Below are 12,492 nucleotides of genomic sequence, written 5' to 3'. Positions count from 1 at the left end.
CATCCGTCCGAAAGGATTCGGATAATATGCAAACACAACACGCAATATTGATTAAGCTGGTTAGCCAGAGGGCAAAGAACAGAGGATTAAATCAATATTGCGTAGAGATAATAGGGTTTCTCTAGTAGTTGAACAATGGACAATTTATAATGTTCAGGATTAAAAAAACTAATGCATTAAATAGTCGAGAAAAGTATGTCTAGACGTTTACCTCCGCTCAACTCATTAAAGGTGTTTGAGGCGGCAGCAAGACACTTGAGTTTTACTCGTGCTGCTGAAGAATTATTTGTTACTCAAGCCGCAGTTAGTCATCAAATTAAAGCGTTAGAAGAATTTCTAGGCTTAAAGTTATTCCGTCGTCGTAATCGTTCTCTATTACTAACAGAGGAAGGACAGGGCTACTTTCTCGATATTAAAGATATCTTTTCAGCGATATCTGATGCGACTGATAAGGTCTTGGAACGAGGTGCTAAAGGTGCATTAACCATTAGTTTACCTCCTAGTTTTGCCATCCAATGGTTGGTGCCACGTTTAACCGATTTTAATGAACAACACCCTGATATTGACGTACGTATTAAAGCGGTCGATTTGGATGAAGGATCGCTCACTGATGATGTCGATGTGGCGATTTACTATGGTCGAGGTAATTGGTCTGGCTTGCGTGCCGATAAATTATATCAAGAGTTTATGATGCCTGTTTGTTCGCCAATGCTGCTGACAGGGGCGAAACCGCTGCGCACATTAGACGATTTAAAACTACACACCTTGTTACACGATACTTCTCGAAAAGAGTGGAAGAATTATGTTCGTCATTATGATGTGCAAGGAGTTAACGTTAACCAAGGGCCTATTTTTAGTCACTCAACCATGGTGCTACAAGCTGCGGCTCATGGTCAGGGAATTGCGCTGGGAAATAATGTATTAGCGCAACCAGAATTAGAAGCTGGGCGCTTGGTGTGTCCATTTGATGAAGTGTTAGTGAGTAAAAACGCTTTCTATTTTGTTTGCCAAGAGCGCCAAGCTGATACTGGGCGAATTCAAATATTTAGAGATTGGGTGTTAGCCAAAGCACGTCGTGAACAAGAGGATATGCCTGATGTCGAACTTAGCCAGTGAATACGTAATCAACGAACCTAAATCAGGTACCGCTGTAGCAACATTTTTGTTTGCGCATGGTGCAGGGGCGGGAATGGATCATGCTTTTATGACGGCAGTCGCTGAAGGTTTAGCGCTGCAAGATATTCGGGTAGTACGGTTTAATTTTCCATATATGGTTAAACGTGCTGAAGATGGAAAAAAGCGACCGCCTGATCGCCAACCAAAACTCTTGATTGATTTTCAACGTCATATCGAAACCTTTGCTGGCAGTTCGTTAGTCATTGGCGGTAAATCAATGGGCGGTAGAATGGCGAGTATTATGGCAACAGAGGTTGCCGATCAAAGCCCGGATGTAGAAAACTGCGCAGCGAAAGTCAAAGGTGTGGTGTGTTTAGGTTTTCCTTTTCATCCACCGGGGAAACCTGAAAATTTTCGTGGTGATCATTTGGCGTCGATTACGGTACCCACATTGATCCTACAAGGTGAGCGAGACACGTTTGGTACTAAAGCAGAAATAGCACAATGGGCGTTTTCTCCCAATGTAGAGGTTGCGTTTCTTCCTGACGGCGATCATAGTTTTAAACCGCGAAAAGCCTCTGGTTTTACTGAGGCTAATAATATAGCAACTGCCATTGAGCGATTAGCGCGGTTTATTAAGGAGTGCTGTGGTGACTGAACCATTACAAAACCGAACGCGTTGGATGCTCTTTGTTGCGGCAATGAGTGGTGCATTAACTGTGGGGTTAGGGGCATTTGCTGCACACGGTTTAAAGCAGCATTTATCGCCTTATTTACTCGATGTATTTAAGACTGGCGTACAATATCAAGCGTGGCATACATTCGCATTATTGGGTTGTGGAATATTGACACGCTTTTTGTCTTCAAAAGCTGTATCATACGCCGCTCTGTTTTTCACCCTTGGTATAATCTGTTTTAGTGGCAGTTTATATGCAATGGCATTAACAGGCATTAAGTGGTTTGGTCCCATCACACCGATGGGCGGAGTATGTTTTATTATTGGCTGGGTAATGCTTGCAGTAGCAGCCTGGCGTTCAGCTTGAGGGTTCCAACGTGAATCATGTTTTATTGTATTGTCGTCCTGGCTTTGAAAAAGAATGTGCGGGTGAAGTTCAAGACAAAGCAAATACGCTGGAATTGTTTGGTTTCCCTCGGGTAAAAAACAATTCAGGTTATGTGTTATTTGAATTTTATCAAGCAGGTGATGCGGATAAATTTATTCAGCTACAACCATTTTCACAGTTAATTTTCGCACGTCAAATGTTTGCGGCATCGCAGATGTTAACGGATTTACCGGCTGATGATCGTATTTCTCCAATCTTAGAAGTGATTGGTGATGACTTCCCTCGTTGTGGTGATCTCCGTGTTGAAACACCAGATACCAATGAAGCGAAAGAGTTATTAAAATTCTGTCGTAAGTTTACGGTGCCACTTCGTCAAGCAATGCGTAAGCGTGAGATTTTATACGCGAAAGATAACAGCAAAAAACCTGTGCTACATGTATGTTTCGTTGCACCGGGTTGTTGTTTTGTAGGTTATTCCTACAGCTCGAATAACTCACAGTTCTTTATGGGCATTCCACGCTTAAAATTCCCAGCAGATGCGCCAAGTCGCTCAACGCTGAAATTAGAAGAAGCATTTCACGTATTTATTCCTCGCCATGAGTGGGATGAGCGTTTAGCCCCAGGTATGTGGGGTGTTGATTTAGGTGCTTGTCCTGGTGGTTGGACATATCAATTGGTGAAGCGCTCGATGTTCGTTCACGCGATTGATAACGGTACAATGGCACAAAGCTTAATGGATACAGGCCAAGTTAAATACCATGCTGTTGATGGTTTTAAATTTGAGCCAGCACGTAAGAACGTTACGTGGATTGTTTGTGACATGATTGAAAAGCCAGCGCGTGTAGCTCACTTAATGGGTGAGTGGTTAATTAAAGCGTGGGCAAAAGAAGCGATCTTTAACTTAAAATTACCGATGAAAGGTCGTTATGATGAAGTGCTTCAAGATATTGAAAATCTAAAAGTATTTCTTATTCAAAATGGTGTGAAGTTCAAGCTACAAGCTAAGCATTTATACCATGATCGCGAAGAGATTACGGTTCACATTCAGCGTCTAGATACACGCTCTCCACACTAAGTGAAAGAGATAACCGCGATAGGTTAATTAAAAAATGCCACTGTATTGCAGTGGCATTTTTGTATCGCGAATCTCTTAGGCTTGCGGTGTGATGTAACGAATATCTTGCAGGTTAAAACCTAACTCTAAATCAGTTTTTAAACTTGATACCGCTTTACTTGCAAGTGCCACATCGTGGTGACCATCAATTTTCTTTTTCCATTTAGCTGGTAGATCATCTGCTGCCAAAATAGTTTCTAACGTTGGGTATAGGCTGAGTAACTCTACAGCGGCTTTAGGACCGATACCTGCAATCCCCGGGATCTTACTCGAACTTATTCCTGCAAGTCCCCAATAATCCGTTAGCTTATCTGGCGCTACGCCATATTCCTTTTCAATAAATGCACTATCTAGCCAGCGCTCTTGAAAGTAATCACGAATGCGCAGTGTAGGTTGTAACAATTGGCAGTAACCTTTATCCGTCGAAATGATAGTTACTTGCTCACCACGAGAGGCGACTTTTAGCGCAAGAGTAGCGACGAGATCATCGGCTTCATCACCATCAGAGAGCAGTGAATCAATCCCTATTTCCATAAAGGCATCTTGAATAATATCCATCCCCGTCATGAGCTCATCAGGCATGGGTTTTCTCCCTTCTTTATAGTGAGAAAGAAGCTCAGCTCGCCAGCCACGCTCATCACCATGATGATCGAATACTGCCACAATATGGGTTGGTTGGCTGATCTTGATGATTTTTTTCAGTGCTCGACAACAAGTCTCAGCTGTCGCTTTTACATCAGGTTCACCGGGACGAGCCGCATGAACACGACGAATGAGATTAAGAGCGTCAATAACAACAAGGTGGATAGCCATAAACAAATTCTTTGTAAATAAAAAGGAGCACTAAAGCTCCTTATTGTACTCAATTATAATCATCGATGTTGTGATTATTTTGTTGCTTTATCGGCTGTTATAATTTCATAACAAGGCTCATATTTGCTGCCGGGTAACTTCATTCGTTGCTGTTTAACGAAATCCTGTAACAGCTTATCCATCCGATCCATTAAATATTTATCACCATCAATTTTGAAGCGGCCATGGCGTTCAATTTCATGAATACCTTCTTCTTTAACGTTACCTGCGACAATTCCAGAGAAAGCACGACGAAGGTTGGCTGCAAGTTTATCAACGGGCTGATCCATATGCAGATCCAAATTTGCCATCGCTTCATGAGTGGGGGCAAAAGGCATTTGAAATTCTTCAGGGATCTTGAGTGACCAATTAAAGCAGTAAGCATCTCCGATTTCTCGACGATGTTCTTTAACTTTGGTCATGGCTGTTTTCATAACTTTTGCAACTTGCTCAGGATCATCAATGATGATCTGATAATGCTTGGTCGCTTCTTCGCCTAAAGTATTCTGAATAAAATCATCAAGCGTACGGAAGTAATCTTCACTTTCTTTCGGCCCTGTTAATACTACTGGCATCGGTTGTTCGGTATTTTCAGGCTGCATCAGCACCCCTAGAATATAGAGCAATTCTTCCGCAGTACCGGCGCCGCCCGGGAAAATAATAATACCGTGTCCAACGCGAACAAAAGCTTCTAAACGTTTTTCAATGTCAGGCAGAATGACTAATTCATTAACGATTGGATTTGGTGGCTCTGCGGCAATAATTGAGGGTTCAGTTAACCCTATAAAACGGCTACTGCCATAGCGTTGCTTAGCATGTCCGATAGCAGCCCCTTTCATTGGCCCTTCCATTGCGCCAGGCCCACAACCGGTACAGACATTGAGCTCACGAAGACCAAGTTCATTACCCACTTCACGGGTGTATTGGTATTCAGTAGGGTTGATAGAGTGACCGCCCCAGCAAACAACAATATTTGGATCTTCACCAGCATGAAGGGTACGAGCATTACGCAATAAGCTAAAGACAAAATCAGTGATGTGCGGTGCACTACTAAGATCTATATCGTTACGGCGAGCAACATGCATATCGACATAAATAATATCGCGCAATACTGAGAACATATGCTCTTGAATACCCGTAATGATCTTACCATCTACAAATGCATGCTCAGGTGGGTTGACCAACTCTAACTTGATACCACGTTCTCGACGTTTTAGGTTGATATCAAAATCTTTATTTTTTTCTAATAGCTCTTTTGAGTTATCGGTATGGCTACCGGAATTAAGTACTGCCAGTGAACAGTTACGGTATAGGCGGTATAAATCACTGGAAGCGGTTGCTTTTAAGCTATCAACTTCTATTTGGGAAAGCAGGGACATAGCCCCAACAGGACTGATATGTGTGATCATAGTAACCTCCCTGGAAACAATGAAAGCTCAGTTTGGTTCTTGCTATATGCGAAAATCAAGCAGAGTATGTTGATGATTTGAGGTTATTCCCCCATCAGGTATCTACTATAGAAGGTGTTTGGAGGAAGCACTAAATAGTGTTTGTTTTTATTACCATACACAGTGAATATGCATTTGACTAGATGTTAATAATAAAAAATCAGACGTCTGTTTTCACTATCATATTAAGTTTTAAGAAAGGTATTTAAGAAAAAGTGATCGCTAGCGTTTTAAGAGATCCAAATTAAGCGATTAGTTCCAGCACTTTTTGCGCTTGCTAATGCTTTTACAGTTCGCTCGATGACAACATGATGATCATCATTACCTTCAAATAAGGTTGCGCCGATAGAGACCGAAATAGATAGGTTTTGATCTTTAAATCGGAAGGGGAGTTGGCTGATCGCCTCTCGAATATTAGCAAGTTTTTTATTGCGAGTTTGTTCATCACAGTCAGGCATGATAAGCATAAATTCATCGCTGCTAAAACGTGCTAAATAATCAGTATCAGATAAACATTGTTGAATGTTTTTAGCGATAATTTTTAACGCTTTATCACCTGCAAGGTGACCAAATTTATTGTTGATCTCACCGAAATTATCAACATCAATAAGCGCAACAGGTAGTGCGTATTCATAACGCTTCCAGTTGTGATACTCATGCTCAATACGATCCATAAATGCATTACGGTTATAGGCAAGAGTTAATGAGTCTCGTAGCATGCTTTGTTCTTGATCATGCAGACGTTGACGATAATTATGGGTTTGTTGAATCAACTGTTGAATTTGTTTCTCGTTATGTTGCTGTTGCTCAATCAGTGCTCGTTCACGTTCTTGAAGTGCGATATTTCTTTCTACAATACTGTCTATCTCGTTTGCGGCAGCATAAAGCGTTGGACGTTTATTTTCTAGGTTCGTGTTATCAGATAAGCTTATTTTTAGTTGTTGGGTAACGTGTGATAATTCGTTATCCAACTCGCTTCTGTGTTGATGTAATGTGTACGATTTGTCTGCTGTTTGATGGGTATCTTTGTGCAGTTCGGCTAAGTCACTATTAATATTATTAAGAAAACTTTGCGAAGCTTGGCGTTCATACAAAGTGGCATCTAAGATCAAACGTAAAACTTGGAACTGAATTTTTGTCAGTTGTTGAGTATCAAGTTCGTTGTTGAGTTGAGATTTGATCTCAATCAGCTGATTACCATGTTCACCGTTAAAGTCTATTTCAGTAATAAGGTGTTGTAACTCGGCAATTAACTCAAGATGATGTGTAGACTTCTCTACAACATCTGCTGCATGAGTAACTTTGGTTGCTGAGCCTAGTTTTATCGTTCGCTCATAAAGTTCTAACAAACGTAAAATACGGCGATGGTTGTCGAGTAACACGCCAGAGTCATGGTTCAGTACGGCGCGTAGATCACGTCGTAACTGGACGGGTAAATCACGATGGCGAGAAAGGGTTTCTCCCGCTTGATGAATTTTTTGATTTAAGCGTAGATTCTGTTTATTAACAATATCAGCTTGTTGATTAACTAAACGTTCAATGACAGCTAAGCGAGGGATAAGTTTACTGATATCTGTCGGTTGTTCTAACTCGTGGCGAATGCTTTCTAAACGCTCATCGAGTTCAGAATTTATGCCTCTACAAGCGATAATTAATCGTGTGATGAGGCGTTTTAAGATCACGATTTCACGTCGTGACTTTAAAGAGGCATCACGATAAGAAAGTTGAGCTTGATCTAAGCGTTGCTTCAAGTTACTCACTTCAGAAACAACCGAATTAATATCTGTCACAGGATTACGTATTCATCATTAGCATTAATATCTATCTTCTTCATTGAGCGCTTTTTTCCTCAATCCCTTAAATTTACACATATCTCAACTATTTTCGACATCGAAAAAAAAAGCTTGAGTAACTTAACTTACATTTGTGTCAGTACTGTGATCATTATTCCAGATAATATCTGATTTGGATGAACTTCGTACTTTCACGAGCCCTTTATCGATGCCTTCAATGCAAGACCGACGAATATCGCCACAGACAAAACTGGCTGCTGGTGCGGCATCTATAGCGCATAAATGCACCCAATGGCTACCCGGTTCACTGTCATTCATTTTCACTCCCGCATTGACTGCCATTAGTAAGATATCAATGAGCTCTTGGTCATTAATCGCCGTATAAGCGCGGGGTAAGAATGGGTACTCTGCCATACCTATTTGAATATCATTATTGAGATTGTTTTTAAGCGCATAATTATCAACAAGTTGCTGTAATGAATCTGCTAACTGTTTAGGATCGCAACTTAACCGTGCGTTCGGCTCTATATATAAGAACATGGCATCGGAGAAGTGGTAGATCCTCGCAGGCTCTAAAACTTGTTCTTGTAAATATAAACCAAAGGCCTTTTCGGCATCTAAGCCTTGCTTATAGCCTTGCTCTAAGTAAATTCGCTTTAAGCAAGAGACTTCAAATAACGCAAAGCGTAATCGGTCACTTAGCGGTTCATTGATTATTTCACCTAAGTGCCACTGTTCAAAGTTTGCACTACTTTGCTGAAGTGAGTTTGCTAAGCGTGCATTGAGCATTCGTAAGTTACGTAGACCACTACGGGGATGGGTATAGTAATCCGTACGTAGTTGCGCTAGTTGTTGCTTAAGTTGTTTATTCAGGTGTTGGCGACGAAGTAATAGCAAAAGCATAAAGGCTAAAACACCAATTAAAATCATGGTGATTTTTTGCTGTTTATATAATGCTTTTTCACTTTCAAATTGTTCACGCTCCATCTCTTCAAGCTTAAGTGAGCGCTCCATCATTTTTTGTTGCTGTTTAAATACTTCAACATTACTTCTTGCAATACTTTCTTGTTGGCCTGCATATAACTGTTCATAGCGGCGCTGACTTAATAACGCGTTGTAGTAATCATTTTGCTTTTCAAAGGCTTCAGAAAGGATGGATTCACCCAATAGTTGTAATTTGACCGCACCGATACGACTGGCTGAAATTAAACCTGCTTGAAGAGAGGTTACTGCATCATCGAGCTTGTTTTCAGCAAGCTCTAATTGGCCTTGCAAGATTTGGCTTTCAGCCACAATGTTCTCATTACCGGTTTGTAGCGCTAAGTTACGTGCTTGTACGATATAAACTTCTGCTTTGGTGTAGTTGTATAAATGCAAATACACGCGAGCAATATTTAGACGTAACCGTGCTGAACGAACATCGTGTTCAAGTTGGTTTTCTTGATCTAGCGCGTTGAAATAGTGAACAAGCGCTAAGTTATAACGCCCCTGCTGTTCATAAATAGAAGCAATTAGCGTTAATGTCTTAGCTAGCTGTTGACCGCGCTTATAGCGTTCGAAAAACTCACCCGCTTGAGTAGCATGGTCGAGTGCCTTATCAAATACTTTTCGCTCATCAAATAACTCAGCTAAATAATAGTTAGCTTGGGCAATTTGGCCTTGATCATCTGTTTCAACCGCTAGCCAATAACCACTAAGTAGACGATCGAGCGCCATATCATAGTGCTGATGCTTTAAATAATGTTGACCCAGTTTTAATTGGTAATTAATGAGCTCGTCTTGATCATCTAACGCGACTAAATAACCTTTGGCTTTGATATACAGCTTTTCTGCTTTTTCATCAGCACCAATACTTGATTCAATGTTGGCACGTAACATTAACGAACGATATTTAAGGACTTGTAGTTGCTTTGTCAGCTTGAGCGAGGGAGCTTTGCGACTTTCAGCATCAATATTATCGAGCATCTTTAATGCAGTCGTGCTATTACGAAGGTTTTCCCAATAGAACGTAGCTAGCAATAACTGACTTTCATATAAAGGATAAATAAGGTGATGTTCAGTAGCAATTTTTTCAGCTTTTTTGATAACGGCAATAGCTTGTTCTGAACGTTGTAAAATCGATAGTGCTTTAGCTTGAATTTGCAGAGCATTCACCGTATTTAATGGTGTTCGGATAGTATGATCACTTTCTTCATTGATATGAACTCTAGCGGGGTCTTGAGGTTTACTTAAGCGACGTTGGCTGAGGTATTTTTGGGTAATAGAAAGTGCTCGCTCAGGCTGACTAAGTAGCAAGCTGTTAGCTTCAGAAAGCATAGGGACGGTGTAGATTTTTGCTTGCAGGCTAAATGAAGTTAAGAACAAAAAGAGAGCAGTGCAAAGCAAACGGCGAAAAAACATATCATCCCAAGACAACAAAAAACGAATAGTGTTGATTTTACTGGCTTAAGGCATCAAGTCCAGCAAAGACAGGTTTTTTGCTGGACTTAATGTTGATTTCGCTAACAGAGTCTAATTACTGGCGAGCGAGACGGAAGTTGTCGCTAGGTGATTTACCCATATTGGTACGATAAGGGTTAATATCTAAGCCACCACGGCGTGTATAACGTGCATATACCGTTAACAACTCGGGTTTGCAGTATTTCATGATATCACTGAAAATACGCTCAACACATTGCTCATGGAATTCATTATGATTGCGGAAAGAAACGATATAACGTAGCAATTTTTCACGATTAATACGTTTGCCTTTATAAGCAATACGGACACTGCCCCAATCAGGCTGGCTGGTGATCAGACAATTTGATTTTAACAGATGGCTATGTAGGATTTCTTCTACTTCTTCCTCCTCTACACTATTTTCAAGTAGTGCAGGATTGAAGCCATAGTCCTCAATTTCGATATCTTGATCATCAATACAAGTGCCGAAGAAATTCACGATAGGTTGTTCGCTAAAATCTTCTAATGGTTGAATTGTGACGTCAACATCAGCACCTGCGCAGCGTGACAGATCAATCTGCAGTGTGTCTGCAATACCTTGCCAACTTTCAAATCGTGTTTGATTAAAGCTATTCAGGTAAAGCTTGAAAGATTTAGATTCAATCAAGTTTGGACTTGAAGCTGGTAGACGTACTTCACCAATGGCAACTTGTGGTAGACCTTTACTATTTAACCATGACAATTCGTACAACGTCCAAATATCATAGCCAGTGAAAGGGAGTGCATCATCACTGATATTGAGATCGGTACGGTTTAGGCTTCTCGGTACAGCTTGTAGTAGCGATGGGTCGTACTGATCTTTATACTCTGTGGTTTTACCAAGGGTTAAACCAGCTAATTCTTTAGCGTCTTTATATTTACTCATACTGTCTATGACACTCTTGGATTAGAATTGATAGTCCGTAAAAACGGTTTTCAAGTCTAAAGTTTACTGAATCTTTAATGAGGTTGCGAATGAATCATCCAGTTACCTGTGCTTTATCTGACTTTTCTTCTCGTTATTTGCAAGCATGGTGTGATGCAGATCGCGGTTTTCCAGAAAGTCAGGATCTTGTTGGCTTAGATTCCCCCTGTGTGATCCATGATTCTGGCGATATGGTGACATGGAAGCCGATGTCTCGAAATCCTATTGGAACATTATCTGGTGTTGAAAAAGGGATTGAACTTACACTACATCAAGATGTTCATGACTTTTATTGCTCACAATTTAGTGGTGATATGCGAGCAAAGTTTGGTGATGTTGAGTTAGATTTACTTCAAGCTTTTAATGAAGACGATATAGATCGCTTACAACAAAATATTTTAGGTCACTTAGTGACACAACGTCGTTTAAAGCTAAAGCCTACTGTTTTTATTGCAGCACTAGAAGCCGAGTTTGAAGTGATCTCTATCTGTAATTTAACGGGGAATGTCTTACGAGAAACGCTAGGTAAAGATATTCGTGAAGTGTTAGCGGTCAATGTTGAAGAGTTTTTAACTCAGTTAACCCCCGTAATAACAGAGGAATAAAAAGTGTACGTTGTAGAGTTACAGTTTGAGTGTTTTGATAATACAACGCTATCACGTGTGGATCGTGCCATTAATGGATTAATGGATGATTTACGTTATAACGGTCAAGTGCTAGGACGCGAGTTTCCGATTACGGTTGATGATGGGGTTTTTCGTGTCCGTGCAGTATGTCCTGAAAAAGACAGTCTGCATCCGAAATACAATAGTGAACAAGTGACACGTTGTTTTGAAAAGTTGAGTGATGCTTGCTTACTGACACCAAAAATAAAAGTGTTAGGGATTGATTTAAATTCAGAAGCGGCAACTGAGCAGAGCAAGCCATCGTGGCAAGTGCTTTATACAACCTATGTACATACATGTTCGCCGTTACGTAGTGGTGATTCATTATTGCCGATCCCACTCTATCAGACTGGTGCTCATCTTGATGGTGATTATAAGGCATTGGTTAAATGGCAAACAGAATGGCAAGCCTTTGATGAAATTCAGATGGCAAATAAGAGCCAACCAGCAATAAAAATGGCACTAGATGAAATTGGTGAGGTTGATAGTGAACTGTTTTCTCGTGGTGAGAAATTACGTGAGCACATTGAATCAACAACCCGCATACCGACTTATTACTATCTTTATCGTGTTGGTGGCGAAAGTCTCGAGAGTGAAATAAACCGAACATGCCCTAAATGTAGTAATGATTGGCGTGTAGAGGATCCTTTACATGGTTTATTTCATTTTAAATGCGATAAATGCCGATTAGTTTCAAATCTATCATGGAACTACCAATAATATAAATAAGGCTCCTGATTTCATCAAAGGAGCCTTTTTATTATTGCTGAGCTTCTAATTTAGCTAAGCGAGTTGAAAGTGTGATGATCTGTTGTTCGAGTTGAGTGATACGTTCTTCCGCGGTGAGCGCTTTGGTTTGCTTTTCAATCGTTGGAACTTTGGCATTTTTTTTCCATGCTTGAAGCGCTTTGATAATAACCGGGATCGGTAGAGGCGTCGCTAATCGTGATTTTATTAAGGCAACAGAAGGCTCTTTTCCTTCTGAGATTAAAGAACTAATCGCACTCTCTAATTCTTGGGTAATTGTCGACATTGTT

Annotated in this window: 12 protein-coding genes; 6 read left to right on the top strand and 6 right to left on the bottom strand. The window is 40.6% G+C overall.

Going from position 1 to position 12,492, the window contains the following annotated elements:
* The first annotated feature begins 195 nt into the window (after nt 1-195).
* Genes BTO08_RS10190 through rlmM form a run of 4 tightly spaced genes read left to right on the top strand, consistent with a single transcriptional unit; the run spans nt 196 to nt 3,255 of the window.
* Nucleotides 196-1,116, top strand: coding sequence for a transcriptional regulator GcvA (locus tag BTO08_RS10190; protein ID WP_005371607.1), 921 nt, complete (start codon nt 196-198; stop codon nt 1,114-1,116).
* Complete coding sequence (locus BTO08_RS10185) at nt 1,097-1,774, top strand: alpha/beta family hydrolase (RefSeq protein WP_105060881.1); 678 nt, start codon at nt 1,097-1,099, stop codon at nt 1,772-1,774. Before BTO08_RS10190 ends, BTO08_RS10185 begins: the two co-directional genes overlap by 20 nt.
* Nucleotides 1,775-1,799: 25 nt before the next feature.
* The gene (locus BTO08_RS10180) at nt 1,800-2,159 is read left to right on the top strand and encodes a DUF423 domain-containing protein (RefSeq protein WP_198038460.1); all 360 of its coding nucleotides are present in this window, start codon (nt 1,800-1,802) and stop codon (nt 2,157-2,159) included.
* A 10-nt stretch (nt 2,160-2,169) separates the two neighbouring features.
* Complete coding sequence (gene rlmM, locus BTO08_RS10175; protein ID WP_105060879.1) at nt 2,170-3,255, top strand: 23S rRNA (cytidine(2498)-2'-O)-methyltransferase RlmM; 1,086 nt, start codon at nt 2,170-2,172, stop codon at nt 3,253-3,255.
* A gap of 75 nt (nt 3,256-3,330) precedes the next feature.
* Here the strand turns inward: rlmM and xni are convergent, their stop codons facing one another.
* The 5 genes from xni to queF form a co-directional block, all read right to left on the bottom strand.
* A complete protein-coding gene (gene xni / locus BTO08_RS10170) occupies nt 3,331-4,107 on the bottom strand; it encodes a flap endonuclease Xni (RefSeq protein ID WP_105060878.1) in 777 nt (258 codons plus the stop codon).
* A gap of 74 nt (nt 4,108-4,181) precedes the next feature.
* On the bottom strand, nt 4,182-5,555 hold the full coding sequence (gene ppnN, locus BTO08_RS10165) for a nucleotide 5'-monophosphate nucleosidase PpnN (protein ID WP_105060877.1): 1,374 nt from the start codon (nt 5,553-5,555) through the stop codon (nt 4,182-4,184).
* 269 nt (nt 5,556-5,824) lie between these two features.
* On the bottom strand, nt 5,825-7,384 hold the full coding sequence (locus tag BTO08_RS10160) for a GGDEF domain-containing protein (RefSeq protein WP_105060876.1): 1,560 nt from the start codon (nt 7,382-7,384) through the stop codon (nt 5,825-5,827).
* 123 nt (nt 7,385-7,507) lie between these two features.
* Nucleotides 7,508-9,787, bottom strand: a complete 2,280-nt coding sequence (locus BTO08_RS10155) for a tetratricopeptide repeat protein (RefSeq protein WP_105060875.1) — start codon at nt 9,785-9,787, stop codon at nt 7,508-7,510.
* Nucleotides 9,788-9,902: 115 nt separating this feature from the next.
* Nucleotides 9,903-10,751, bottom strand: a complete 849-nt coding sequence (queF, locus tag BTO08_RS10150) for an NADPH-dependent 7-cyano-7-deazaguanine reductase QueF (protein WP_105060874.1) — start codon at nt 10,749-10,751, stop codon at nt 9,903-9,905.
* Nucleotides 10,752-10,840: 89 nt separating this feature from the next.
* Between queF and syd the strand changes: the two genes are divergently transcribed.
* Both syd and BTO08_RS10140 read left to right on the top strand, forming a co-directional pair.
* Complete coding sequence (syd, locus tag BTO08_RS10145) at nt 10,841-11,395, top strand: SecY-interacting protein (protein ID WP_105060873.1); 555 nt, start codon at nt 10,841-10,843, stop codon at nt 11,393-11,395.
* Between the two features lie 3 nt (nt 11,396-11,398).
* Complete coding sequence (locus BTO08_RS10140) at nt 11,399-12,175, top strand: Zn-ribbon-containing protein (RefSeq protein ID WP_105060872.1); 777 nt, start codon at nt 11,399-11,401, stop codon at nt 12,173-12,175.
* 40 nt (nt 12,176-12,215) lie between these two features.
* Here BTO08_RS10140 and BTO08_RS10135 read toward each other — a convergent pair whose 3' ends face one another.
* Nucleotides 12,216-12,488 (bottom strand): hypothetical protein, encoded by a 273-nt coding sequence (locus BTO08_RS10135; protein ID WP_105060871.1) that lies wholly within the window; start codon nt 12,486-12,488, stop codon nt 12,216-12,218.
* Nucleotides 12,489-12,492: the final 4 nt, after the last annotated feature.

The organism is Photobacterium angustum, from assembly GCF_002954615.1.
Taxonomy (GTDB): domain Bacteria; phylum Pseudomonadota; class Gammaproteobacteria; order Enterobacterales; family Vibrionaceae; genus Photobacterium; species Photobacterium angustum_A.
Note: the sequence above shows the minus strand (reverse complement) of the source record. Positions and strands in the feature narration are given on the sequence as shown.